Below are 23,610 nucleotides of genomic sequence, written 5' to 3'. Positions count from 1 at the left end.
AGGTTCAGTTCTGCGAAGACATAAAGATGCCAAGGATGATCAGGGCGATGATGACCGCGATGGTGATCTTCACCCAGCTCAGCGGGTATTCACCACCTATCTTGCCCGTGGCTCCATTCACGGTGACCTGATAAGTCTTCGTGCCATAGGTGTAAGTCAGCAGCCAGACCGGCAGCAGCACATGCTTGAAGGTTTGCGCGCTGTAGTCCGGGGAGATTTGCAGATTGCGGCTGGTATCTCCGGGAATCTGCTCGGTGCATTGGCTGCGCAGGATGTTATCCATGCGGTCACGTGAATCCTGCGCGGCCTGCACGAGATCGATCTGATACTGCTCCACCACCCAGCCGGACAGATACCCCGGGTCATAGGGCAGCAGATCGGTGGTGGTGGGAAACGGTTGCAGCTTTTCGAGCAGTGCCGTGTGCACGCCTTTCGAGGCAGGCACGAGCACATCATCAAAATCACTGCTGACATGGCCGGACGCATACTCCCAGCGGGTATGCCGCGTGCGGTTCCCTTTGCTGTCGGTGGTGTAGTAATAGTAGCCTGCCTCCGCCTCCCACGGGCATTCCGCATGCGCGTCAAAGGTCCAGTAGGGCAGATACATGCCATGCAGCGTGTCCGTCATCGCCTTTTGCCCGAGGGCATTGGGTGCCCAGAAGTGGCTGGCATACCAGCGGCGGATGTCCTCCCGCACCTGGCTTTCGGAAATCTTGAACGGCAGCTGGCTGCCGGGCCGAATCGGCGTGCCGACGTCATCCACGGCGATGATGGCCGGTGAGCCGCAGAAGTCGCAGTTCTGCGCCACCCGCTTTTCATCAAAGACGGAAATGGCATGGCAGCTCTGGCACTTCACCGTTTTGCGCACAGCCGCCCAGCCGCGCTGGTCGTCTGGAATGGCCCGCAGCATGGCCACGAGGTCATTTTCCTCCACCAGGGTGCCGTCGTTTTTCAGCTCCGCCGGAGACACCGTGCCGCAATACGGGCAGACCAGGGCATGCTTCGCTGGCGTCCAGACTGCCTCGGCACCACAGGCGGGACAGGCAAACTTGGAGATGGCGGTGACTTCAGACATAAAAGGCGCGTGGGTGAAAGCTGCCCGATTAACCGGAGAAAACCAAAGCCTGTCCATTCCAAAAACCGGCTGAAAATAAATCCCGGCTTGCCTTGGCCTCCGCCGACTCCTCAGAATGCGGGCATGAAGCAACTCCTGCTGCTCGCCGTCCTGCTCCTGATTCTATCAGCACCCGCCGCCACCGTCAAAGACCGTGAGGGTGCGGTGCGGGGTGACAAGGCCCGGCTGGAAAACGATCCACGCTGGAACTGGAATGACGTGGACGGCGGCTTCCGTCTGGCCAAGACCACCGGCAAACCGCTGCTCGTGGTGCTGCGCTGCCTGCCCTGCATGTCCTGCGCCGGCATTGACGCCAGTGTGCTGGAGGAGCAGGAACTCGTGCCCTTGCTCGATCAATTCGTCTGCGTGCGCATCATCAATGCCAACGCGCTCGACCTCTCCCGCTTCCAGTTTGACTACGATCTCTCCTTCTCCGCGATCCTCTTCAATGGCGACGGCACCATCTACGGCCGCTATGGCTCCTGGCTGCATCAAAAGGACCCGCTGAACAAAACCACCGCCGGCTTCAAAAAGGCGCTCGAAGCCGCCCTGGCCATTCACCAAGGCTATCCGGCCAACAAAGCCGCCCTCAGTGGCAAGCAGGGCGGCGCCACACCTTACCAGACGCCCATCGAATTCCCCGCACTCGCGGGCAAGTACCAGAGCAAGCTCGACTGGAACGGCAAGGTCGTGGCCAGTTGCGTCCACTGCCACATGGTGGGCGACGCCTTCCGGGCCTATTACCGCGGCCAGAACAAGCCCGTGCCGGTGGAGTGGATTTACCCGCAGCCCTCCATCGAGACCCTCGGCATCACCCTCGCCACCGACGAGGTCGCCAAAGTGGAGGCCGTGGCAGACGGCTCCGCCGCCAATGCCGCCGGAGTCCAGACGGGTGACCTTTTCACCCGCCTCAATGGCCAGCCTCTCGTCTCCATCGCCGATGTGAGCTGGGTGCTGCATCGCTCGCCCGACTCAGGTTCCCTCCCCGCCACAGTCCTGCGCGGCGGAAAGGAAACCGCCGTCACCCTCGATCTCCCCGCCGGCTGGCGCTTGAAATCAGACATCGGCAAGCGCGTCGGCACCTGGCCCATGCGGGCGATGGCCTTTGGCGGCATGAAAATGGACGACATTCCCGATGAGGAGCGCGCCAGCCTCGGCCTGGACAAGACCCAGATGGCCCTGCGCGTCTTCCATGTGGGCGAGTTCGGCCAGCATGCGGCCGCCAAGAAAGCGGGATTTAAAAAGGACGACATCCTCATTCAGATCAGCGACCAGAATCAGCGCCTCTCGGAAAGCGCCCTCATCGGCGATCTGCTCCTGCACCACCTTCCCGGAGAGAAAATCCCCGCCATCGTGCTGCGGGGCCAGGAGCGGGTGGAGCTGAATCTGCCGCAGCAGTAGCCGGAATCAGCCCTTTCACCGGGCTTTTCCGGCCCCTTTCCCCCTGAAAATTCCCGGTTGCATTCTAAAGACCGGCTTCCATACTCCCCGCCCCCTGCGAGTCGTCATCCATTCGCCGTTGGTCTCCGCGCCTGCCTCTCTTCGAGATGTGCAGGGTTCTCGCCCGGAGGTAACCCGGCCGTTAGTGTTAACACAAATCCTATGTCAGTACGTCTTGCCCGATTCGAGATGCCTTCCCGCCTTGTGAAAAACGAGGCCACGGCAACCGAAACATACGCCCAGTTCACTGCCGAACCCTTCGACAAAGGTTACGGTCACACAATTGGCAACTCCCTCCGCCGCGTCCTCCTCTCCTCCCTTGAAGGCGCGTCCATCACCTCCGTGAAAATCCGCGGTGCGGAACACGAATTCACCACCCTCCCGGGCGTGCTCGAAGACGTCGTTCAGATCATCCTGAACCTCAAGAAGGTCCGCTTCAAGCATCACAGCGATGCCAAGGAGCCCCGCCTGCTTTCCATCCTTGCTGACAAGGAAGGCGCCGTCACCGCCGGTGACATCAAGGACGACAACCACTACGAAGTCATCAACAAGGATCTCGTGATCTGCACGCTGGACCGCAAAACGAAGTTCGAATGCGAATTCGAAGTGCGCGTCGGCCGTGGTTTCTCCACCTGGGAAGAAAACAAGCGCGTTGACACCCCCATCGGCGTCATCCCGATCGACTCCATCTACAGCCCTGTCACCCGCGTGAAATACGGCGTGGAAAACACCCGCGTCGGTCAGAACACCGACTATGACAAGCTGGTGCTCGACATCTGGACCGACGGCCGCATCACCCCGCAGGACGCCCTCCTGCAGTCTGCCGCCATCCTGCGCCACCACCTCGACGTCTTCGTCAACTATGACGACAAGGCCATCGAATTCGAAGCCGCACCGGAAGCCCAGAGTGAAGAAAACAGCGAGCTGCGCAAGCTCCTGAACATGAGCGTCAACGAGATCGAACTCTCCGTCCGCGCCGCCAACTGCCTCAACAACGCCAACATCACAAGCGTCGGCCAGCTGGCCATGAAGACCGAAGGCGAAATGCTTCGTTACCGCAACTTCGGCAAGAAGTCCCTCACCGAGATCAAGGAAAAGCTCGCAGAGCTTGGTCTGTCTCTCGGCATGAAGTTCGACCCAGCGCTGCTTGAGGCCACCCCTGGCGGTGTCTCCCTCCTCGCCCGCAGCAGCATGATCGGCGACGACGATGAAGAAGCCGACTCCCTCGACTTCACCAAGCTCGTGGACAGCCATCTGCCAGACGCAGACGACGAAGACGAGTAATCAATCACAGACAGAATTTTAGACAGACCAATTTAGGACATGAAACACGGAAGAAAAATCGTCAAACTTCAGCGCAAGCAGGATCATCGCGACGCGCTGCTCATGAATCTCACCTGCTCCCTCATCGAGCACCGCCGGATTCGCACCACACTGGCCAAGGCCAAAGCCCTCCGCCCTTACGCAGAGAAGCTCGTCACCCTCGGCAAACGCGGCACCCTGCATGCTCGCCGCACCGCCCTCTCCTCACTCCGTCACAAAGACATGGTGAAGAAGCTCTTCGAAGAGATCGCCGTGGCCTCCAAGGACCGCGTCGGTGGCTACACCCGCATCACCAAGCTCGGCCAGCGCCGCAGCGACTCCGCTCCGATGGCCTACATCGAGTGGGTGGACGCCTACGTGCCAAAAGCCGCCGCAGCCCCTGAGCCTGAAGTCGCAGCCGAGCCTGTGGCCGAAGAAGCAGCGCCAGCCAAAGCTCCTGCCAAGAAGAAGGCAGCTCCGAAGAAGAAAGCCGCCGCTGCTGAATAAGCAGGCGTCTCTCATCGAGAAACCATCCAACGCGGGAGTCGCAAGACTCCCGCGTTTTTTGTGCCCTCTTGGTGCGGCTGCAGCAGCACTCCGTGTCGTCTTCCAGTTCAGGCCTCACCAAAGCATGAGAACCCGGCATACCGGTATCAGCTTGACCTCTTGCATGCCGCCTGAGTTCGCGTTCCATGCGTCACCATGGAACCCACCATCAAGATAGCCCTCGTTGGCGCCGGCATGTTCGGCGGAGATGTTCACGCGCGTGCTTACGCGGACTTGCAGCGCTTCGGCATCGCCGGACAGCTTGCCCGCGTCGGCCTCGACAAATACTCACGCGAACTCGCCGGGGTCAAATTCGACCTCGTCGCCGTCGCCACCCGCAGCGAAAAGTCCGCGCTCAAAGCCGCAGCGGCTTTCAAAGACCTCACCGGTCACGAACCGCGTGCCTTCCACGGCGAGGCCCCCTGGGATGACATCCTCGCCGCCTTCCCAGATCTCGATGTGATGGCCGTCGCCACCCCGGATCACCTGCACACGCAGCCCATTCTCGCCGCGCTGGCCAAAGGAGTGCACGTCTTGACCGAGAAACCCATGTGCCTCTCCATTCAGGAGTCGGACGAAATCATCGCAGCAGCCAAGGCCAGGAACCTCATCGTCGCCGTGGACATGCACAAGCGCTACGACCCCGACCACCTGCGCATCCGCGATGACATTCAGAACCGCATCGGCGCGCCGCTCTATGGCACCGCCTATCTCGAAGAACCGCTCGAAGTCAGCACCAGCACCTTCAAGTGGGTGGAAAGCAGCGACCCCTTCAGCTACGTCGGCCCGCATTGGACCGATCTGATCTGGAGCTACTACCACAGCAAGCCGGTCTCATTGACCGCCGTCGGCCAGAAAAAGCGCCTGGTACGCGATGGCATCAATGCCTTCGACGCCGTGCAGGTGCGCGTGGATTTCGACAACGGCATGTCGATCAACTTTAATAACAACTGGGTAACTCCAGCCGATTTCGAAGGTCCGGTGAACCAGGGGCACGAAATCGTCGGTGCTGACGGCAAAGTCGAAAGCGACCAGCAGTATCGTGGTTTCCGCTGGTGGAATCAGGGCGGCGGCTCGCGCACGAGCAACAATCACTTTACCCGCGAAGTAACCCGCCCTGACGGCACCAAAGGCTACATAGGTTACGGAGTGGATAGTCTGACTGTAGGCTTGGTCGCCGTCTGCCGCGTCAAGTTTGCCAAAGAGTCCCGTGACGATGTGGCCGGACTCTATCCGACCGCCGAAGATGCCCGCATTACCTGCGCCATCGTGGATGCCGCCGCACGCGTCCGAGACCTCAACTGGAAATACATGCAGGAGGGAAAAGGGGCGACAGTTACAGCACGTTTTGACCAAAACGGCATAACGATCATAGACCCAAATGCCGCCGAGGTATTCCAGAGCATCTACGATCAGGCTCTTTAAGTGCAAAATGGGGAATAGACTTAGAGTTCCAAGCTTGACTTTGGCCTAAGTTTTTCATAAACAAAGGATTGTACCCCCATAAATAAAACAAATGACTCTATCCTCATCCCAACTCCGCCGCGCCGCTGCTCTTCAAGAAAAAATCGAAGGCTTCCAGCAGGAACTGGCACAGCTTCTTGGCGGCTCTTCCAAGTCGTCCGCCGCATCAACAACTGCAGGTGAGAAGCCGGCCAAAAAGAAGCGCGTCATGTCCGCTGCTGCCCGCAAGAAAATCGCTGATGCTCAGCGCAAGCGCTGGGCCAAGCAGAAAGGCGAAACGCCTGCTGCTGAAAAGAAAGCCAAGTAAGCTCCTAGTTCACGGCTAACCCCGCGATAATAAGAAGGCCCCAGTTCGCAAGAACTGGGGCCTTTGTTTTTGAAGCTGCCGCTTAGGCAAGGAATTACTTACTTAACAAACATGGGATCGTCCGGATTGCCCTTGCTCAGCAGATAGGCCATGAGGTCGAGAATGTCGTCCTCCTTGAGCATGAAGAGCAGGCCGGGAGGCATCATGCTGATCTTGCTCTCCTCCGTTTTCACAACTTTGCGGGCATCCACATTGGTGAAGTTGTTGGGGTCCATCATGTTGGTGCAGACCATCATGATGTTCTCCTTCATGTTGGCGATGCGACCTATGACCGTGCTGCCATCCTGCAGTGTGAAGACGGTGCTGCCATACTGGTCGCTGATCTCCTTGCTGGGCTCCAAGATATGCTCCAGCAAATCACGCGGGCTGTACTTGCCGGCCACACTGGTCAGGTCCGGACCCACGGCACCACCTTCGTTGTTGAAGCGGTGGCAGGCGAAGCAGGTGGCGGCGCCGAACATGTTGCGGCCATTGGCAAAGTTACGGTTGCCCTCCAGCCCAACCCCCAGCGACTTGCTGAGTTCAGCCAGCGTCCAAGCTTTGACGAACTGCATGGGCTTTGCGGTAAACGATGGTGCTTTCACCTCCGGCTTCGCATCCAGCACATCCTTGATGGCCAGCTTTTCCTCTTCGGTCATGGTCGATAGTGCATTCTGCTTGATCTCGCCGATGAAGAGATCAAACGACGCCCCACCCTTGTAGTTCGCGGCGCGCAGGAACCAGCTGAAATAGTCAGCCCGCAGTTCCTTCGTCCAGCCGGTCTTCGCAAAGCGCAGGATGCGGGCGTAGTCGATCTGCTCCTCCTGTGTCGGCGAGCCATTGACCCATGGCTCAGCCTTGGCGACAACGCTGGCGTCTCCCAGATAGACCAGCACTTCGCAGAGATCACGGTTCAAGGCCGGATCATTCGTGGGAAACAACGGCGCAAGATGCTTGATCACCGTCTCCTTCGTCGCCGCATCCGGCTCTCCCATGCGGGTGAAAGCGAGCATGTAATCGCGGACCAGTGTGACACGATCCAAACCTTTGAGCGCCTTGAAGTCGATCTTGTTCAGTGCAGCCAAAACCGGCTGCTGCATTGCTTTGTCACCTCCGCTGCTGCGGATGAGGCCCATCAGTGCCGTCAAGGCAGCGCGGGGATTGGACTCATTGAGCGCCTTGTCCTTCCAAGACGCGATAGGCTGATGCTCCAGCGCGATGCGGGCTGCAAAGCGTGTTTGGCGGTCAGCATCTCCGAGATAAGGCCATGCCGCATCAACCGCTTTGGGATCTTGCTTGCCATGAAAGGTTTCCAGTGTGCGTCGTGCCAGCGGCTTTACTTCAGGCTGCGGGGATGGCTGCACGGAATCCGCTCCCGTGTAAGTCACCCGATAAAGTCCCGACTGCACCTTGCGGCCGCCGACGCTCACATACATCGCTCCATCCTTCTTCGAGACTTCAATGTCCGTCAGCGGCAGCGGCGAGGCGCTCATGAACTCCTCGGTCACGCCTGTGTAACCAGCACCATTGGGCGAGAGATGAACGGCATACATTTTGCCATAGCTCCAGTCACAGATGAAGAGCGCGTCCTGATACTTCGCCGGGAACTTTGCGCCGTAGCCAAAGGCCACGCCCGTTGGTGAGCCGGGGCCGATGTCCACCACGGCTGGCAGGCTGTCCTCCCAGCGTGCAGGCCATTTCTTGCTGCAGGTGCGCCAGCCGAACTCGCCACCACTCTGCATGAAGCACACGCGAGTGGGGCGGTACCACGGCATGCCGGTGTCCCACTCCATGTCCGCGTCAAAGCCGAAGATGTCACCACTGCGATTCATGGCGATGTCGTAGGTGTTGCGCGTGCCGGTGTTCACCAGCTCCCACTTCCTGCCATCCAGATCCGTGTGCGCCAGCCAGCCGCCGGGGGCCAGCACATCGCGCATGAAGCCACGGCCCAGCAGCATGGGATAAAGCTGGTCTTCCGACCAATGGCGCGGCACCAGGCTGGTCTCACAGCTTGGCTCTGGCGTCTGGTTGCCACACATCACATACAGGCTCTTGCCATCCTGGGAGGCGATCACACCATGCGGCCCATGCTCACCAGCCTTGCCTGGGAAAGAGCGCAGCAGCTCCACGGTGTCGAACTGGTCATCACCATTCGTGTCCTTGCAGCGGTAGAGGCCGCGGCCCTGATAGGCGTCGTCATTCACCACCCCATAGAGCGCACCCGCATGATACAGCAGGCCCTGGCAGTGACCGAAGTCGATGCTGAGCTTTTCCACCTTCGTCTCACCCGGGCTGCCATTCAGCGCCGGCGGGGTGATGCGATACAGCGCTCCATACTGGTCGCTGCAAATCATGCGGCCTTTGTCGTCCTGCGTCATGGACACCCAGGAGCCTTCCTGCGCCTTCGGCACGGAATACAGCAGCTCCACCTTGAAGCCTTTGGCGATCTTGACCTTGTCAGCCGGCGTTGCTTGATCGGCCAGCTGCGCAAACGACGCCGTCGCGCCGAGCAGAAGAGGAATGAGAATGGTTTTCATGCTTGGATGGTGATGAAACTGACTGCCTTGCTCCGAGCTACTTCATGAGCTCCTTGACCTTGCCTTCGATGGCGTCGGCCCACATTTGATACCCTTGAGCGCTGAGATGAAGCAGGTCGGGCATGATTTCCTTCGGCAGGGTGCCATCGGGCTTCAGGAACGTGTTGCCGATGTCCATGTAGAAGACGCGTTTGTTGTCTGCGAAGCCGGAGATGAGGTTGTTGGTGGCCACGTTCTGCTTGCGCATCGCATCCTCCTTGGTGGCACCTCGTGGAAAGATGCCCAGCAGCAGCACCTTCGTCTCCGGGAGTTTTTTGCCCAGGATGTCGAGAATCATCTTCACTCCCTCGGCGGTCTGTTCGGCGCTGCTGGCGTACGCCACACCGCCATGCTCGGCAGCCGGGCGGCCTTGATGACCGGTGTTGTTGGTGCCGATCATGAGCACCACGAGCTTCGGCTTGATACCGTCAAAGTTGCCGTTCTGCAGGCGCCAGATCACGTGTTCGGTGCGGTCACCGCCAATGCCGAAATTCGCCGCCTTGAGCGGTTCCCACGTTTTGGCCCAGACGTCCTTGCCATTTTTTTCCCAGCCTTGGGTGATCGAGTCGCCCAGAAACACCAGCTGCGCCTCGCCCTTTTTGGAAATGGCGTTGAAGCTCTCGTGGCGTTTCATCCAGCCGGCATCACGCGGCTTGGGGTCGATGGCGAGATTCTTGGCCGTTTCAGCAAAGCTGGTGGCGGCGACACAGAGGGAGGCGAGCAGGAGGGTATGGAGTTTCATGGTCAGAGGCGGCGATGATGCCGGGAAGCCATGAAACTCGCAAGCCGCGAATGTTATTTCACGCCTTCAGCGCCCAGTCGAGCAGCGCCTGCGCGTCACGCCAGACACCTTCGTGGCTGTCGTTGAGGATGACCACGATGCGGCGGCGGCCATTGCGCTCGCCGGTGGCCACCAGGCAGTAGCCCGCAGCCTCGGTGTAGCCGGTTTTCATGCCATCACAGTAGCTGGCGGTGCGCAGCACGCGGTTGGTGTTGGCCAGTTCGATGATCTTGCCGTCGGGCTTGGTAAACTTGAAGCTCTGCAGCTTCACAATGGCGCGGATGTCCGGCAGCTTGTCCGCCGCCTTGGCGATCATCGCCAGATCACGCGCCGTGGAGTAGGGATCTTCATCTGTGAGGGATGGCAGGCCGTGCGGATTGACGAAGTGCGTGTTCTTCAGGCCGAGCGCCTGCGCACGCGCGTCCATTTTTTCCGCAAAGGCGGCCACGCTGCCGGCATTGTCACGCGCCAGCGCCTGCGCGATGTCGTTGGAGCTCTTCACCATCATGGCGGTCAGCAGCATGCGGCGGGTGTACTGCTCCCCCACCTTGAGGCCGATGCGCACCGGAGCGCACTGGGTGTCCGCCAGTTCAATGGTGACCACCTTGTCGAGGTCTCCCGCTTCCACCACGAGCAGGCCGGTCATGATTTTCGTCGTGCTGGCGATCGCCCCACGCAGGTCCGGGCTCTTTTCAAACAGCACATCATCATTCTCAGGATCAATGACGATGCAGCGCCCGGCAGTGATCTGTGGAATGGAGCCACGCAGATTTTTGATCTCAATCTCACGGCGCACCTTCTTCGTTTTCTCGATCTCATCGGCGAGCTGAGTCTCCAGCTTCTTCTTCAGCTGTGCCACCGCCGCCTCACGCGCGGCGATGTCCGCCTTCGCCTGTGCGATCATCTGCTTCTCTCCAGCGAAATCCTGCTCACGCTTGGCGATGGCCGCGGCCTTCGCCTCGATCTCCTCCTCCCTCCATTGCAGCTGCTGCTCACGCTTGGGGTCACCGCAGCCGGAGATGGAGACGCAAAGAAGACTGGCCAGCAGGGCGCGGCGGAAGGGGGGAGACTGACGAGGGGGGATCATTTCAGAGTTCAGAGAGGAGTTCTTTCAGGCGGGCGACGGGCCACTGGCCAGGAGCATTCGAAGCACCAATAAAGCCGTAATTCAGCAGGCTGCCACATTTAGCCAGCACCAGACGTGAAACACGCCCCCAGGGCCCCATGCCCATGACGGAAAGCCGCAGCCGATGCGTCTCCCCCGCCAGTTTCATGAGACTCGCCAGATCCCCCTGCGTGTTCAGGTAGGTGGCGATCTTCACGGCATCCAGTCCCGCCTGCTGGGCGAAATTCACCGCGCCACGCAGGACCTCCTCCGCCGGGGTGGCCTGAAAATCATGGAATGAACCTACCACCGGCACGCCTGCGGCACGCGCTTTCTGGATCGTGCCCTGCATCTGCGCAGCGCTGCGCAGTTCAATGTCGATCAACGTGGCGAGATCCAGCAGCGGCTCGATCATCGCCGCACGGGCTGCCGGGTCCTCAGGCCCCTGCCCGCCTTCCGCAGGATGCCGTGCCGTCAGCAGCAGCGGCAGGGTGTTGCCAGCCAGCCTGGCACGCAGATCCGCCGCAGGTATCTGCAGCTGGTCCAGCCTCAGCTCCGCCACGTCACAAAGGTTCGCGCGGGAGGCCGCATCCAGGGAGATAAAGTGCTCAAGGGCAGCAGAATCCGCCACCACCCCCACCGCAAGAGGGCGGGAGGAGAAAAGCAGGTTTTTAGAGGAAACAAGTTGAGCCATTGGCTAGGCGGAGTATAATTTTAATAAGTCTGAATAAGATTCAGTATCTTACTCGTCACTATGCTGGGCCGGAAGCAAGAAATCAATTTGCAGCTCACCGAACTGCTCGACAGCGCGCTCCTGGCGTTCTGCCTTTGGTTTGGTCATTTCCTGCGTGCAGATCTGGTTCCGGTCTTCTTTCCCGATGCGGTTGAGATCCCGCCCATGGAGAAGTTCTACTGGGTGATTGCGGTCGTGGCCCCGTTCACGCCCATCGTGCTGGAGGCCCGCGGGTTTTACTCCAACATCTACAACAAGACACCAGCGCGCTCGATCCGTCAGCTCGCGGAGGCGCTTGCTGTCATCGGCATGTGCATCGCCTTTTGCATCGTCTTCTTCAAGTGGTCGGTCGAAAGCCGTGCCGTGGTCGTTTTCTCCGTGGCTCTCGGTGCGCTCTCCTTGCTGCTGCGCGAGGCCTGGCAGCGTGAAATCCTGCGCAGGCAGATGGCCTCTGGTAAAGGCCGTGAGCGTGTCATCATCGCCGGCGCGCAGGCAGATCTGGCAGCCTTCCTGGCCAACATGACCACCGAGCAGCGCGCCGAGATCGAGGTCGTGGGCCAGATCGACATCATGCAGAGCCCGATTTCAGATCTCGTCGCCGCATTGCATGAGCATTCCATCAGCCGTGTGCTCTTCGCCGCGCAACATGTGCATTTCAGCAAGATCGAGGAAGCGGTGCAGGCCTGCGAAACCGAAGGCGTTGAAGCCTGGATCGCGGCTGACTTCTTCCAGACCGCCATCGCTCGCCCGACCTTCGACGTGCTCGGCGGGCGCTTGATGCTGGTGTTCCATTCCACACCGCAGGCCTCATGGGAGCTGCTGTTCAAAGCCATCGTCGATCATGTCGGCGCATTGATACTGCTTCTGCTCTCACTGCCCTTGTGGCTCGTGGCGGTCGTTGGCATTCGTTTCGGTTCACGCGGGCCGGTGTTCTTCAAGCAGGAGCGCGCCGGGCACTACGGCAAGCCCTTCACCATGTGGAAATTCCGCACCATGCACCAGGGCGCGGAAGCTCAGCGCCAGGAACTGGAGGCGCACAATGAGATGGACGGCCCCGTCTTCAAGATCTCCAACGACCCACGCATCTTCGCCTTTGGCCGCTGGCTGCGCCGCACCAGCATTGATGAACTGCCCCAGCTCATCAACGTGTTGCGCGGAGACATGAGCCTCGTCGGCCCCCGTCCCCTGCCCGTCTATGAAATTCAGCGCATCGAAAAGCACGCGCAGCGCCGCCGCCTCAGCGTGAAGCCCGGTCTGACCTGCCTGTGGCAGGTCACCGGCCGCAACGGCATCAAGAACTTCGAGGAGTGGGTCGCGCTGGATCTCAAGTACATCGACAACTGGTCCTTCTGGCTCGATCTGAAAATCCTGGCCCAGACCCTGCCCGCCGTCATTCGCGGCATCGGCGCGAGCTAAGTATCAGGATACGTGCCTTTCGCACCGCATGTGATTGAAACGTGCCGTCCATGCCCCCCGTAATGGACTGATGCGCCACGTTCTCCTATTCTTCGCCGCCTGTGCGTCTTTGCACGCCGCCACTCCCGCCAAGCTCGATTTCGGCCCCGTCCGTGAAGAGCATCTCATGATTCCGATGCGCGATGGCAAGCGCCTCTCGGCCTATGTGTTCTTCCCGCCGGGCGAGGGCAAATTTCCCGCCATCTTTGAGCAGCGCTATGCGGACATCAGCAGCGCCGGTTCGCGCAAGGCTGCCGCCAAGTTTGCCGAAGGCGGCTTTGTCATCGCACTGGTGAACTACCGCGGCACGCATGAGAGCGAAGGCGTTTACAGAGGCTATCGCGGCCTGCAATGGGGGCCGCTGCGCGATGGCTATGACGTGTGCGAATGGCTGGCCGCCCAACCTTGGTGCACAGGCAAGATCGGCACTTATGGCGGCTCGCAGGCGGGCTATGCCCAGAACTACCTCGCCGTCACCCAGCCGCCGCATCTCGTGGCGCAGTACATGACCGACACGGGCCTGAGCCTGTATCAGGAAGGCTACCGCATCGGCGGTGCCACCAAACCGCAGCGCTTCATCAAGGGCGGCTCTGTGGCACGCGACATCAAAGACAACGAAGCCATGCTGCGTGAATGGGACCAGCACCCGGACTATGACGATTTCTGGAAGGACGAAGACGCCTCCCTGCACTTCGACAAGATGAACTACCCCTGCTTCACCATCGGCAGCTGGTTTGATTTCATGTGCCAGGGCAGCGTGGCCAGCTTCATCGGGCGCAATGAGCATGGCGGTCCCAATTCACGCGGCCAGCAGCAGCTCATCATCGGCCCCTGGCTGCACGGCGGCTATCCAAAGTCGAACAAGATCGGCGACCTTCTCTTCCCCGAGAACGCCATGTTCGATGTCTATGCGCACATGACGAAGTGGTTCAATCATTACCTCAAAGGCGAAAACAACGGCGTCGAAAAGGATACGACCGTGAAATACTACGTGATGGGCGCAGTCGGTGAGGAAGGTGCTCCCGGCAATGTGTGGCGTGAGGAAAAAGACTTCCCGCCCGCCAGTAAAGCCGCCGACTGGTTCCTGCAACCCGACGGCAAACTCGCCGCCGCGAAACCCTCGAATGAGAAAGCCAGCACCTCGTATCTCAGCGATCCTGCGCATCCCATGAGCCTGCCTTACGCTGGCTTCCCCGGTGCCAAGGATGCGCGAGCCTTTGAAGAGCAGGCCGAAGTGCGCACCTGGACCAGCGAGGTGCTGACCAAGCCGCTCGAAGTCACCGGACGCATCAAGGCCGAAGTCTTCGTGTCATCCACTGCCAAGGACACCGACTTCTTCCTGCGCGTGACCGATGTATATCCCGATGGCCGCTCCATCCTGATCGTGGACTACCCATTGCGCGCACGCTATCACGAAGGATTTGATCATCAAAAACTGCTCGTGCCTGGCGCTGTGACAAAACTCGCCTGGGACATCGGCTGGACCAGCATCATCTTCAACAAAGGCCACCGCATCCGCATCACCATCGCCAGCACCGGCGCGCCTTATTATGAGCCGAACACGCAGACCGGCGCCCCCATCAGCCACTTCATCACCGAACCCGGTGTGCCAGCCATCAACACCATCTGGCATGATGCCACACATGCCTCGCGTGTGATTCTGCCGGTCCTCAAGTAATTCCCATTTCTCATGCAATCCCACATCCAATCCATTTCACGCCGTTCCTTTCTGAGCACCGCACTCGCCGCCGGTGCGGCTCTCTCCGTTCATGCCAAAGATCAGGCACCGCTGATCGCCTACGTCGGCACCTTCACCTCGCCGCTGCAAAACATGAAGGCCACCCAGGTGGATCTGCCACCAGGGAACGGCCAGGGCATCCATATCTTTGAAGTAAACCGCAGCACCGGTGCCATGACACCCTGCGGTCTGTACAAAACTGGCGTGAGCCCCAACTGCCTCACCTTCAATGCCGCCAGGACAGTCATGTATTCAACGAATGAAACCGACCATCAGGGTGACAACGAAGCAGGCTCCGTCAGCGCCTTTGCCATCAATCCCAAGGACGGTCAATTGACGCTGATGAACACCGTCAGTTCCGGCGGCAAAGGACCCACCTATGTGAGCCTTCATCCCTCCGGACGCTTTCTGCTGGTGGCGAATTACTTTGGTGGCTCGATGTCCGTGCTTCCAATCAAGCCTGATGGCAGCCTCGGAGAAGCCACAGACTTCAAGCAGGACGCCGGCACCATCGGGCCGAAGAAAGCAACCAACGCGCCTCCCGGCAGCTTCGCCTTCAGCGGCCATGATGGAACGCATTCGCACATGATCGCGTCTGATGCTTCAGGACGCTTTGTGCTGTCTGTGGATCTCGGCCTGGATCAAATCCTCGTGTGGAAGTTTGACGACCAAAAAGGCACGCTGACGCCGAACGATCCTCCCCATGTCACCTTTCCTCCTGGAGATGGCCCACGCCACTTTGCCTTTCACCCCAACAACCGCTGGCTCTATTCCCTGCAGGAGGAGGGCTCCAACATCGTGCTGCTTGATTACGACACTGAGAAAGGTCGCCTCACCCCACGCCAGACGATCTCAAGCCTGCCACCCGGATTTGCCGGCAGCAACTTCTGCTCCGAGATCCTCGTCTCTGCCGATGGCCGCTTCGTCTATGCGGGCAATCGTCTGCACGACAGCATCGGCATTTTTGCCGTCGGCAAAGACGGCACTCTCACCTTCGTCACCGAAGAGTGGACCCACGGCGACTACCCGCGCAGCTTCAACTTCGACCCCACAGGCGAGTTCTTCTACAGCCTCAACCAGCGTGGCGACAACGTGGCTGTGTTCCGCGTCGATCGCAAAACCGGCGTCCTAAACTTCACCGGCCATTACGCAGCCGTCGGCAATCCTTCGAGCATCGTGTTTCTGGATCTCGCGAAAGGAAAGTAATCCAAGTAGAGCCCGCAGCAAAGCGCTGCGGGCTCGGGAAACGTGTCATCCTTAGGCAAGTGATGGCACGCCAATGCTGACGTCCACCTCGGCATTGTAGTCCACGCCTTCGAGACCAAAGCCGAAGAGGCGCAGGAAGCTGGTCTGATAGCCTTCGAAATCACCCAGCTCCGCGAGGTTCTCGGTGTTCACCTCGGCCCAGCGTTTGCCCACAAGGTCCTGCAATGCAGGCTTCATTTCCCAGTCGTCCACACGGATGCGTCCGGCTTCATCCGGCTGCGGATTGCCGTTGTAGAGGCGCTCGCGGAAGAGGCGGTCCATCTGCTCGATGCAATCCTCATGCGTGCCTTCGGCCTTCATCGCCTTGTAGAGCAGCGAGATGTAAAGCGGCACCACAGGAATCGCGGAACTGGCCTGCGTGACGAGCGCCTTGTTCACCGAGACCCAGGCCTTGCCCTTCAGGGAGGCCAGCTTGCCGTCCAGCACACGCTGCACGCGCTCCAGATCTTCCTTCGCACGGCCGATGGTGCCGTTCTTGTAGATCGGCCAGGTCACTTCCGGCCCGATGTAGCTGTAAGCCACGGTCTGCACGCCTTCTGCGAGAACGCCGGCGCTTTGCAGCGCATCGATCCACATTTCCCAGTCTTCACCGCCCATGACGGCCACGGTCTGCGCGATCTCGTCTTCATTCGCCGGGTCGATGGTCACTTCATTGACCACACCGTTTCCGGTGTTGAGGTTTTTATTGGTGTAGGAAGCAGAGCCGATGGGCTTGAGCACGGATTTGAAAACTTCGCCGGTTTTCGGATGCGTGCGGCGCGGGGAGGCAAGGCTGTAAATGACGCAGTCCACCTGCCCGAGATCTGCCTTGATGGCTTCGATCACCGTGGTCTTCATCGCATCGGAGAAGGCGTCGCCATTGAAGGAGCGGGCATAGAGACCGGCAGCCTTGGCTTCATTTTCAAACGCAGCGGAGTTGTACCAGCCTGCGGTGCCGCAGCGCTCAGCCTCACCGGGTTTTTCAAAAAACACGCCCATGGTGGCCGCACCCGAGCCAAAGGCTGCCGCAATGCGGGAGGACAGACCGTAACCGGTCGAGGAACCCACCACCAACACCTTCTTCGGGCCATTGGCAATGGGGCCGCGCGACTTAACGACGGCGATCTGGTCAGCAATGTGTTTGGCACAGCCGGTCGGATGTGCGGTGGTGCAGATGAATCCGCGAATTTTAGGAGCGACGATCATAGTGGGATAAGTTCAGCGTTAGCAGTCGCGAGGGTGCTGGCAACTTGTTTTCCCGCCCCACCTCCGGCATTATGGCCTTATGCACACCCCGTCATCCGCACCCGAACAGCGCTTCTCCGACCGTGTGGAGAACTACGTGCGCTACCGCCCAAGCTACCCGCCGGAAATCATCCCGCTGCTGCAGCGTGAGGCAGGACTTATTCCTCAACACGTGATCGCTGATGTCGGCTCGGGCACCGGCATTTCTGCGGAGCTCTTTTTGCGCGCTGGCAATGCCGTTTATGCCGTGGAGCCAAATCGCGAGATGCGTGAGGCGGCTGAGCGGCTGCTCGCTCATTTTCCCAACTTTCACAGTGTGAACGCCAGCGCGCAGGCCACCACGCTGCCGGACCAAAGTGTGGACTTCATCGTCGCCGCGCAGGCTTTTCATTGGTTCAACACGCCGGATACTCGCGCAGAGTTCACCCGCATCCTCAAACCGGACGGTCACATTGTGCTCATTTGGAATGAGCGCAGACTCGACTCCACGCCTTTCCTGCAAGCGTTCGAACAACTGCTCATCACTTTCGGCACGGACTACACGAAGGTTCGTCACGAAAACGTCAACACGGCTGCTCTCGGCGCATTCTTCCGCGTTGACTATGCCACGCACACCTTTGCCTATGAGCAGCGCTTTGATTTCGAAGGACTCAAGGGGCGCCTGCTTTCCAGTTCTTATGCGCCGGCTGAGGGCCAGCCACGCCATGACGAGATGATCGCCGAACTGCGCCGCATCTTTGACGTTTATCAGGAGTCAGGCCAGGTCTGCTTTGAGTATGACACACGGGTGCACTTAGGGCGGTGATCACTTCACGCCGCGCACTTCAAAGCCTTCGGCTTCCAGCACTGCTCGGACCTTGGCGGCTTGATCGCCTTGAATCTCGATGCGTTTGTCACGCACCGTGCCGCCACAGCCGCAGGCAGCGCGAACACGTTTGGCGATGGTTTCGATGACGGAAAGCGGCAGATGCGTGGCGAAGTCCTTGATCACAATGACCGTCTTGCCACCGCGATGAGCGGTTTCACGTTGCAGAACAACGCGGCCCATTTTCCAGAGACGCTGGGGAGAGGTAGGATCGGAACTGGGGTTCATGAGAGAAGAGGCTGAACTTGATGCGGTTGCTGTATCCGCTGAAGCGACTTTTTGCCACCTCCGGATGAACCCGAAAGGCAACTCCTAGACAAATTCAGCGCATTGGATACCCTTAGTCATGAATATTGCTCTTCCACCTGCCCTGAGCCAGCTTGTTGAGCGACTCGTTCACACTGGTCGTTATGCCGACGAAGGAGAAGTCGTGCGGGAGGCCTTGCGCGTGCTGGAACATCAGGAATTTGATGAATCACCCGCTCTGGAAGCGGCCCTTCTCGAAGGTGTTCGTTCGCCTCATCATGTTTACGATGCTTCGACACTGGACCGCATTCGTCAAAATGCCCGCGCATGAGCCTGACAGTTGTCATTGCCCTGCGGGCAGAACAGGACATTGCTCTGCAACACCGATGGTATCTTGAAAATGCCGACCCTGAAGTGGCCGAGCGTTACTTGCTGGCCATTGACCAAACGATTCAACATCTCGCAGCCCATCCTGAACTCGGGCTGCGCCGTCATTTTAAATCCATGGAACTCGCGGGCATCCGTAGCTTCCAGGCATCGCGCCCTTTCGACAAGCATCTCGTTTTTTATCAAAAAGGAGAACAGCTAAGCATCGAGCGCATCATGCATGGCTCCCGAGACCTTCCGCGGCGCCTGCTGGAAGATCCCGAGAGTTGATCGTGGACGAAAATTCCATTCGTCCTTATTTCACCCCGCGCTGACGTCTTTGTTGTAAAACACCTTCACGTACTTCATGCCCTTGTCGTCGTCGAAGCCGCGTTCGAGCTGGGGATCGTTTTCGCTCTTGCCGGGCTTGAAGTGGATTTCGACGCCGGTGTCGAGCTTGAGGACGGCGGCGATGCGTTTCTTGGCCTTGGTGAGGTCCTTCTTGGAAATCTCGAAGTTGGTCTCCAGCGGCTGGCCCTGCTCTTCCTCCATGCGGGCGCGGTGTTCGTCGAACTTGGCGATGACTTCGGGGTTTTTGAGGACGGTTTGACCGAACTCTTCGAGGTCGAAATTTTCGCGTTCTTCGAAGTACTCGAGGGCGTCCTTGGCAGCGGTGGCGGTTTCCCAGGGGGGCGTGTCGCCATCGGCAGGCTGCTGCTCTTCGAGGAAGGACACGGCCATCTTGGCGTAGGCGTTGGTGAGGAAGGCGGCGTCTGGCACGGCCTCCACGCCGAGGAATTCGCGCACCCAGAAGCGGGTGTCGCCACCGCTGCGGTCGAAGGTGAGGACGTAGTAGCCTTTCTCCTCCCAGAAATTGAGGATGAGGCAGCCTTTGTCGATTTTGTCGGGATTGATGCCGTGCTCGGTGCTGAGCTGGAGGTCGCCGTTGCGCGGGGTGATGGTGAGGAAGGGCACGACGCTGTCGCTCTTCAGGATGCAGAGGCCGTTGACGAGCTCGCCCTCGATGTGGATTTCCTTGAGCAGGGAGATGCAAAGGTCACCGGCCTTGATGTTGGGATGATTGGACTTGGCGTAGAGGCGCTGGGCGATCTCGACGCCCTTGGCCAGCAGCTGATCCTCGTCTTCAAAGATGGCTTTGGCGCAGTTGTTCACCTCATGCTGCTTGAGGGAGGCATGATGGGTGAAGCGGTGGGCGATGCAGGCCTTGAAAGGCTTCAGGAACAGTGCGGTAAGTGCTTCCTGATCTCCCTCGGCGATCTGGAACACCTCCTTGGAGGTTTGCAGCGGTTCCTCACGCAGAGGATTGCCGATCTTGGCGAGGACGACTTTGGTGGCGGTGGCGGTATTGAGACGAAGTTTGACGGACATGCGGGGCGCGGAGAGTAGAAAGGGAATGCGATTCGCAAAGGATTAAAGAAACCTGCAGATTAAAGAAACCTGCAATTGAAGTTTGAGGCCGCAGCAAACCTGCCAAAAGGGACAATCTTGGGCCATGACAGATGGTTGAGGGTTTCCCCGATGCCAAGAGCAGGGCAGAGCCGATTGCGGGAAATTTAGAAGTGGTCAGAATGGCCGGAGCCACCCGCCAGTTTGCATTTCATTCACGTTTACCCCTCAAAGCCATGAATGCCCCTGTGTACACCCCATCAAGCGAGACCTCCCGTCAAGGCTCACATCCCTCCGACAAAGAAATCGCCCTGCTTGCTTTCAAACATTGGAAGAAAGAAGGCTGTTCACATCTGCGACCCGAGCACTGGCTGAATGCGGAGAAAGAACTGATGTCCGTTTATGCCGCGCAGGGGCAGGTCTTTGTTCCCGCCGAATCCGAACGGCTGGAGGAATTTTGGGAGCAGGAGATGGAAGCCATCTCCTGCTATACCATGGACAATGAATTCTCACTCTCAACGAAAGGATGGTCATGAACGCAACTTACACAATCGAGGAAATGGCGGTGGAGCCTGCCCGCCCAGACCTGGCCTCGGCTACGCGCACCGGGGACACGTCAGTCACGCAACGGCCGCGTGAAAGCGGCAGAATTTCGAGTTCGGAACTGGCCCAAAAGGTCTTGAGGCTGACCGGAAGCGTGCGTCTGGTCTCCCGGTCCGCCCATCACTGGCACCACTGCGGCATCAACGAATAAGGCATGCCTAGGATGGCGGGAGGCCGGCATGAACAAACCCCTACCAGCAACCCGGCTTTTGGCCGGAGTTACGTTTTCCAGCGCGCCCCGGTCTGGTCTCCTGAAGCAGGATGCCGCCCCGCTTCTGGCGACGCCCAGGCCCATGCTGACACCTCCGGCCGCTGTGCTGCGCAACGACGAGACCAGCCTTTGGATTGAGGAGCCACAGCTTTACCACCGGGCGCGGTATGAACATCTCACGCGCCTCCTGCATGGAAAGTTCAATCAGGCCGCCGCACTGCTGACCTGCATGGTTTTGCTCGTGCTGGGGTGGCGGGTCGCAGGCGGTGAGTACGTTTCTCCCGAGCGCTGGCTGTGCGGCCTGCTGTCCGGCTGGTTTATCGTCTCAATGGCCCGACTGGCCCTTTTCACCTGCCTGGCGGCCCCGCGTGGCATCTGCTTTGCGCAGGGGCGGCTGCGCATCTCCGGCCTGGGCACACTCAAGGCGCAGCAGATCCTGGACTGGTCTTTGCAGCATGGGATCAAAATCAGCACGCATGCCAAACCCGGGGCGAGGCTGCAAATCTGCTGCCGCTGGTGCGGGTGCGAACGGCACTGGACCATGTTGATGGAGGAGGGCAGGGAAACGGAGCGACTGGAACGGCTGCTGGAAATGCACCTACCCCGCAGCAGCCATGCGTCCAATGCGGTCCCCCTGCATCGTGCGATTAAGATTGAAGACGGAATCCTGAGTCAGTAGGCTCCTGCCATGCCTCGTTCCTCCTCAAGGCAGTCCGCGCCGGATGGCCCCGCCCAGGCAAAACGCCGGAGCAGGGCTGTGCCCCACACACGCGAGACTCAACCAGGAACACCGACAACGCCACGTGCCAGCACGCGGAACGATGGCAAACCCGTCGAGCCGCGACCACAAAAAACGCCGAAGACGAAACCAACCCGCACACAGCTCGAAGCGCGCAACGAAGTGCTGACTGCGAGCGAAAGGAATTTTCGCCTGATCGAGGATGAACTGCACCGCGAGCGCGTTTTTCTGCGTCAGGTGATCGACGCGACTCCGAGCATGATCTTTGTGAAGGACAAGCACGGGAAATTCTTGCTGGGCAACGCCGCACTCGCACGCAGCTGCGGCACCACGGCGGAGAAGCTTGCGGGAAAGACTGATGCTGACTTCAACCGCACGCCGGAGCAGATCGCGCATTTTCAGCAAATCGACCACGACGTCATGTCGAGTGGCAAGGCCCTGCAGATTCCAGAGGAAGAAATCACCCAGGCAGACGGGCAGGTGCGCTGGTTCAGCACGGGGAAGGTGCCTCTGTTCAACGAGGCCGGGGTTTGCGACAAGGTGCTGGGTGTGGCCACGGACATCACCGAACAGCGGCAGACACAGAAAGAGCTGGAGCAGCGCGTGGCGGAACGCACGGCAGAGCTGGTGTCCGCCAATGAGAAACTGACGGCGCAGATCGAGGAACGGAACAGGCTGGAAAACGCGCTGATCGACATCTCCGAACAGGAGCAGCGCCGGATGGGCCAGGATCTGCACGACGGGCTGTGCCAGTCGCTCTCCGGGCTGGCCTTGATGGCGCGGTCATTGGCAAAAACCCTGGAGGCGCAGGAGCTCGCTGGACCGGCGGCGGAGGCCTCGCGGCTGGCGGCTTTGATCCATCAATCCGTGGAGGCCTCACGCGACATCGCCAAAGGACTGCATCCCGTGGTCATGGATGCCGAAGGCCTGGTCTCCGCCCTGCATGAACTGGCGGCACGCAGCAACGGCAGCATCTCATGCCGGCTGCGCTGCGAGCGAATGATCCCCATCACGGACAACAGTGTGGCGCTGCATTTATATCGCATCGCCCAGGAGGCGGTGACCAATGCGCTGAAGCATTCGGGGGCGCGCTCGATCACCCTGAGCCTGAGGCTGCGGCATAATCTTCTTTCCTTGAGCGTGGCAGATGACGGGTGCGGCATGCCGGAGGTCATTCATGTGGGCGACGGCATGGGAGTGCGCCTGATGAAGTACCGTGCGGATGTGATCGGGGCGGATTTCAGCATCGGCAGACGCAAGAATCACGGGACGCGGGTATCCTGCGTGCTGCCAATGATTGCTGTCGGGCAGCAGCCACCGCCGGCATCCATCCCATCTCCTTCTTTGAACCCCGGATGAATGCCTCTCCTTCCAAGCACCCCGTTCCTTTGGAAGTTTGCCGGCACCGCATTCTCATCGTGGATGATCATCCCATTTTCCGCAAAGGCATCGCGATGCTTCTCGATCATGAGGATGACATCATCATCTGTGGCGAGGCCGAGACAGCTACGGAAGCCCTGGGACTGGTGGAGCGCCATGAGTTCGACCTTGTGATCGCTGACATTTCCCTGAAGGACATCAATGGCATCGAGCTGGTGAAATCGCTCAAGGTGCTCAAACCCCACCTGCCGGTGCTGGTGCTGTCCATGCACGATGAATCGCTCTACGCCGAACGGGCGCTGCGTGCCGGAGCGCGCGGCTACCTGATGAAGCAGGCCCCGCCGGACCAGGTGGTGGCGGCCATCCGGCATGTGCTCAGTGGCGAATTGTATCTCAGTGCTGCGGCGAACCTGCTGATGCTGAACAGCTTTGTGACGGGCCGGGAGAGCAACAGCAAAAGCTCTGTGGAGAAGCTCAGCGACCGGGAACTGGAGATATTCGAACTTCTCGGCCAAGGCCGCGGCACGAGCATGATCGCCCATGATCTGCGGCTCAGCGTGAAGACCGTGGAGGCCCACCGTTCCCATATCAAAACGAAGCTCGGCATCCACACGGCCCCCGAGCTGGTGCGTGCAGCGGTGGAATGGGTGACGCGCCGCACCGAAGGCGGCGATTGAGAGCAGCCTGCCGCACTCCTCTGCTT

23 protein-coding genes are annotated in these 23,610 nt (G+C 59.7%); 15 read left to right on the top strand and 8 right to left on the bottom strand.

All coding sequences use genetic code 11. The annotated features are described in order from the left end of the window. Positions 1-4: 4 nt before the first annotated feature. Positions 5-1,075 (bottom strand): TFIIB-type zinc ribbon-containing protein, encoded by a 1,071-nt coding sequence (locus AC24GY_RS04015; protein WP_487680491.1) that lies wholly within the window; start codon positions 1,073-1,075, stop codon positions 5-7. Between the two features lie 123 nt (positions 1,076-1,198). Between AC24GY_RS04015 and AC24GY_RS04010 the strand changes: the two genes are divergently transcribed. The 5 genes from AC24GY_RS04010 to AC24GY_RS03990 all read left to right on the top strand — a co-directional run bounded on the left by AC24GY_RS04010 (position 1,199) and on the right by AC24GY_RS03990 (position 6,173). Beyond that, on the top strand, positions 1,199-2,515 hold the full coding sequence (locus AC24GY_RS04010) for a Trx7/PDZ domain-containing (seleno)protein (protein ID WP_487680489.1): 1,317 nt from the start codon (positions 1,199-1,201) through the stop codon (positions 2,513-2,515). Positions 2,516-2,716: 201 nt separating this feature from the next. Beyond that, positions 2,717-3,838, top strand: coding sequence for a DNA-directed RNA polymerase subunit alpha (locus AC24GY_RS04005; RefSeq protein ID WP_487680487.1), 1,122 nt, complete (start codon positions 2,717-2,719; stop codon positions 3,836-3,838). Between the two features lie 39 nt (positions 3,839-3,877). Then, the gene (rplQ, locus tag AC24GY_RS04000) at positions 3,878-4,363 is read left to right on the top strand and encodes a 50S ribosomal protein L17 (protein WP_422315531.1); all 486 of its coding nucleotides are present in this window, start codon (positions 3,878-3,880) and stop codon (positions 4,361-4,363) included. Between the two features lie 195 nt (positions 4,364-4,558). Beyond that, positions 4,559-5,827 (top strand): Gfo/Idh/MocA family protein, encoded by a 1,269-nt coding sequence (locus tag AC24GY_RS03995; protein ID WP_487680485.1) that lies wholly within the window; start codon positions 4,559-4,561, stop codon positions 5,825-5,827. A 91-nt stretch (positions 5,828-5,918) separates the two neighbouring features. Further along, the gene (locus AC24GY_RS03990; protein ID WP_422315535.1) at positions 5,919-6,173 is read left to right on the top strand and encodes a hypothetical protein; all 255 of its coding nucleotides are present in this window, start codon (positions 5,919-5,921) and stop codon (positions 6,171-6,173) included. A 98-nt stretch (positions 6,174-6,271) separates the two neighbouring features. Here AC24GY_RS03990 and AC24GY_RS03985 read toward each other — a convergent pair whose 3' ends face one another. Genes AC24GY_RS03985 through AC24GY_RS03970 form a run of 4 tightly spaced genes read right to left on the bottom strand, consistent with a single transcriptional unit; the run spans position 6,272 to position 11,368 of the window. Beyond that, positions 6,272-8,749 (bottom strand): c-type cytochrome, encoded by a 2,478-nt coding sequence (locus tag AC24GY_RS03985; RefSeq protein ID WP_487680483.1) that lies wholly within the window; start codon positions 8,747-8,749, stop codon positions 6,272-6,274. A 37-nt stretch (positions 8,750-8,786) separates the two neighbouring features. Further along, positions 8,787-9,530, bottom strand: coding sequence for a platelet-activating factor acetylhydrolase IB subunit (locus tag AC24GY_RS03980; protein ID WP_487680481.1), 744 nt, complete (start codon positions 9,528-9,530; stop codon positions 8,787-8,789). 58 nt (positions 9,531-9,588) lie between these two features. Continuing rightward, positions 9,589-10,656 (bottom strand): D-alanyl-D-alanine carboxypeptidase family protein, encoded by a 1,068-nt coding sequence (locus tag AC24GY_RS03975; RefSeq protein ID WP_422315541.1) that lies wholly within the window; start codon positions 10,654-10,656, stop codon positions 9,589-9,591. A gap of 1 nt (position 10,657) precedes the next feature. Further along, positions 10,658-11,368, bottom strand: coding sequence for a type I 3-dehydroquinate dehydratase (locus tag AC24GY_RS03970; protein ID WP_422315543.1), 711 nt, complete (start codon positions 11,366-11,368; stop codon positions 10,658-10,660). Between the two features lie 87 nt (positions 11,369-11,455). Here AC24GY_RS03970 and AC24GY_RS03965 point away from each other — a divergent pair, with 87 nt between their 5' ends. From AC24GY_RS03965 to AC24GY_RS03955, 3 genes are all read left to right on the top strand, one after another. Continuing rightward, entirely contained in the window at positions 11,456-12,823 is a 1,368-nt protein-coding gene (locus AC24GY_RS03965; protein ID WP_487680478.1) for a sugar transferase, read from the top strand. A 70-nt stretch (positions 12,824-12,893) separates the two neighbouring features. After that, positions 12,894-14,540 carry a CocE/NonD family hydrolase gene (locus AC24GY_RS03960; protein ID WP_487680476.1) on the top strand — a complete coding sequence of 549 codons (1,647 nt, stop codon included), beginning with the start codon at positions 12,894-12,896 and terminating at the stop codon, positions 14,538-14,540. A gap of 12 nt (positions 14,541-14,552) precedes the next feature. Next, positions 14,553-15,806 carry a lactonase family protein gene (locus AC24GY_RS03955; protein WP_487680474.1) on the top strand — a complete coding sequence of 418 codons (1,254 nt, stop codon included), beginning with the start codon at positions 14,553-14,555 and terminating at the stop codon, positions 15,804-15,806. A gap of 51 nt (positions 15,807-15,857) precedes the next feature. Here AC24GY_RS03955 and fabV read toward each other — a convergent pair whose 3' ends face one another. Continuing rightward, positions 15,858-17,051, bottom strand: coding sequence for an enoyl-ACP reductase FabV (fabV, locus tag AC24GY_RS03950; RefSeq protein ID WP_487680472.1), 1,194 nt, complete (start codon positions 17,049-17,051; stop codon positions 15,858-15,860). 79 nt (positions 17,052-17,130) lie between these two features. Here fabV and AC24GY_RS03945 point away from each other — a divergent pair, with 79 nt between their 5' ends. Further along, positions 17,131-17,895 (top strand): class I SAM-dependent methyltransferase, encoded by a 765-nt coding sequence (locus tag AC24GY_RS03945; protein ID WP_487680470.1) that lies wholly within the window; start codon positions 17,131-17,133, stop codon positions 17,893-17,895. Here AC24GY_RS03945 and AC24GY_RS03940 read toward each other — a convergent pair whose 3' ends face one another. Then, complete coding sequence (locus AC24GY_RS03940; RefSeq protein ID WP_422315557.1) at positions 17,896-18,183, bottom strand: translation initiation factor; 288 nt, start codon at positions 18,181-18,183, stop codon at positions 17,896-17,898. 118 nt (positions 18,184-18,301) lie between these two features. On the opposite strand from AC24GY_RS03940, the gene AC24GY_RS03935 reads away from it, so the two are divergent. Both AC24GY_RS03935 and AC24GY_RS03930 read left to right on the top strand, forming a co-directional pair. Next, the gene (locus AC24GY_RS03935) at positions 18,302-18,532 is read left to right on the top strand and encodes a type II toxin-antitoxin system ParD family antitoxin (protein ID WP_422315559.1); all 231 of its coding nucleotides are present in this window, start codon (positions 18,302-18,304) and stop codon (positions 18,530-18,532) included. After that, positions 18,529-18,858 (top strand): type II toxin-antitoxin system RelE/ParE family toxin, encoded by a 330-nt coding sequence (locus AC24GY_RS03930; protein ID WP_487680468.1) that lies wholly within the window; start codon positions 18,529-18,531, stop codon positions 18,856-18,858. Before AC24GY_RS03935 ends, AC24GY_RS03930 begins: the two co-directional genes overlap by 4 nt. A 30-nt stretch (positions 18,859-18,888) precedes the next feature. On the opposite strand, the gene AC24GY_RS03925 is transcribed toward AC24GY_RS03930, so the two are convergent. Beyond that, positions 18,889-19,956 carry a nucleoid-associated protein gene (locus AC24GY_RS03925; protein WP_487680466.1) on the bottom strand — a complete coding sequence of 356 codons (1,068 nt, stop codon included), beginning with the start codon at positions 19,954-19,956 and terminating at the stop codon, positions 18,889-18,891. A gap of 131 nt (positions 19,957-20,087) precedes the next feature. On the opposite strand from AC24GY_RS03925, the gene AC24GY_RS03920 reads away from it, so the two are divergent. From AC24GY_RS03920 to AC24GY_RS03905, 4 genes are all read left to right on the top strand, one after another. Further along, complete coding sequence (locus AC24GY_RS03920) at positions 20,088-20,510, top strand: DUF2934 domain-containing protein (protein ID WP_487680464.1); 423 nt, start codon at positions 20,088-20,090, stop codon at positions 20,508-20,510. Between the two features lie 360 nt (positions 20,511-20,870). Further along, the gene (locus tag AC24GY_RS03915; protein ID WP_487680462.1) at positions 20,871-21,467 is read left to right on the top strand and encodes a hypothetical protein; all 597 of its coding nucleotides are present in this window, start codon (positions 20,871-20,873) and stop codon (positions 21,465-21,467) included. A 9-nt stretch (positions 21,468-21,476) separates the two neighbouring features. Continuing rightward, positions 21,477-22,886, top strand: a complete 1,410-nt coding sequence (locus AC24GY_RS03910) for a PAS domain-containing sensor histidine kinase (protein WP_487680460.1) — start codon at positions 21,477-21,479, stop codon at positions 22,884-22,886. Further along, positions 22,883-23,584: a response regulator transcription factor gene (locus tag AC24GY_RS03905; RefSeq protein ID WP_422315571.1), complete on the top strand. Its 702-nt coding sequence runs from the start codon at positions 22,883-22,885 to the stop codon at positions 23,582-23,584. Before AC24GY_RS03910 ends, AC24GY_RS03905 begins: the two co-directional genes overlap by 4 nt. Positions 23,585-23,610 lie beyond the last annotated feature (26 nt).

The organism is Prosthecobacter sp. Pr1, assembly GCF_057652315.1.
This window is presented reverse-complemented; position numbering and strand designations above follow the sequence as displayed.

What these genes read in the sequence shown, in the direction of transcription:
- AC24GY_RS03910 (WP_487680460.1), top strand. Translation starts at nt 21,477, where the DNA reads ATGCCTCGTTCCTCCTCAAGGCAGTCCGCGCCGGATGGCCCCGCCCAG.
- AC24GY_RS03935 (WP_422315559.1), top strand. Translation starts at nt 18,302, where the DNA reads ATGAATATTGCTCTTCCACCTGCCCTGAGCCAGCTTGTTGAGCGACTC.
- AC24GY_RS03960 (WP_487680476.1), top strand. Translation starts at nt 12,894, where the DNA reads ATGCGCCACGTTCTCCTATTCTTCGCCGCCTGTGCGTCTTTGCACGCC.
- AC24GY_RS04010 (WP_487680489.1), top strand. Translation starts at nt 1,199, where the DNA reads ATGAAGCAACTCCTGCTGCTCGCCGTCCTGCTCCTGATTCTATCAGCA.
- AC24GY_RS03990 (WP_422315535.1), top strand. Translation starts at nt 5,919, where the DNA reads ATGACTCTATCCTCATCCCAACTCCGCCGCGCCGCTGCTCTTCAAGAA.
- AC24GY_RS03930 (WP_487680468.1), top strand. Translation starts at nt 18,529, where the DNA reads ATGAGCCTGACAGTTGTCATTGCCCTGCGGGCAGAACAGGACATTGCT.
- AC24GY_RS03920 (WP_487680464.1), top strand. Translation starts at nt 20,088, where the DNA reads ATGGTTGAGGGTTTCCCCGATGCCAAGAGCAGGGCAGAGCCGATTGCG.
- AC24GY_RS03980 (WP_487680481.1), bottom strand. Translation starts at nt 9,530, where the DNA reads ATGAAACTCCATACCCTCCTGCTCGCCTCCCTCTGTGTCGCCGCCACC.
- AC24GY_RS03995 (WP_487680485.1), top strand. Translation starts at nt 4,559, where the DNA reads ATGGAACCCACCATCAAGATAGCCCTCGTTGGCGCCGGCATGTTCGGC.
- AC24GY_RS03970 (WP_422315543.1), bottom strand. Translation starts at nt 11,368, where the DNA reads ATGGCTCAACTTGTTTCCTCTAAAAACCTGCTTTTCTCCTCCCGCCCT.
- AC24GY_RS03975 (WP_422315541.1), bottom strand. Translation starts at nt 10,656, where the DNA reads ATGATCCCCCCTCGTCAGTCTCCCCCCTTCCGCCGCGCCCTGCTGGCC.
- AC24GY_RS04005 (WP_487680487.1), top strand. Translation starts at nt 2,717, where the DNA reads ATGTCAGTACGTCTTGCCCGATTCGAGATGCCTTCCCGCCTTGTGAAA.
- AC24GY_RS03985 (WP_487680483.1), bottom strand. Translation starts at nt 8,749, where the DNA reads ATGAAAACCATTCTCATTCCTCTTCTGCTCGGCGCGACGGCGTCGTTT.
- rplQ (WP_422315531.1), top strand. Translation starts at nt 3,878, where the DNA reads ATGAAACACGGAAGAAAAATCGTCAAACTTCAGCGCAAGCAGGATCAT.
- AC24GY_RS03940 (WP_422315557.1), bottom strand. Translation starts at nt 18,183, where the DNA reads ATGAACCCCAGTTCCGATCCTACCTCTCCCCAGCGTCTCTGGAAAATG.
- AC24GY_RS04015 (WP_487680491.1), bottom strand. Translation starts at nt 1,075, where the DNA reads ATGTCTGAAGTCACCGCCATCTCCAAGTTTGCCTGTCCCGCCTGTGGT.
- AC24GY_RS03915 (WP_487680462.1), top strand. Translation starts at nt 20,871, where the DNA reads ATGCTGACACCTCCGGCCGCTGTGCTGCGCAACGACGAGACCAGCCTT.
- AC24GY_RS03945 (WP_487680470.1), top strand. Translation starts at nt 17,131, where the DNA reads ATGCACACCCCGTCATCCGCACCCGAACAGCGCTTCTCCGACCGTGTG.
- AC24GY_RS03925 (WP_487680466.1), bottom strand. Translation starts at nt 19,956, where the DNA reads ATGTCCGTCAAACTTCGTCTCAATACCGCCACCGCCACCAAAGTCGTC.
- AC24GY_RS03955 (WP_487680474.1), top strand. Translation starts at nt 14,553, where the DNA reads ATGCAATCCCACATCCAATCCATTTCACGCCGTTCCTTTCTGAGCACC.
- fabV (WP_487680472.1), bottom strand. Translation starts at nt 17,051, where the DNA reads ATGATCGTCGCTCCTAAAATTCGCGGATTCATCTGCACCACCGCACAT.
- AC24GY_RS03905 (WP_422315571.1), top strand. Translation starts at nt 22,883, where the DNA reads ATGAATGCCTCTCCTTCCAAGCACCCCGTTCCTTTGGAAGTTTGCCGG.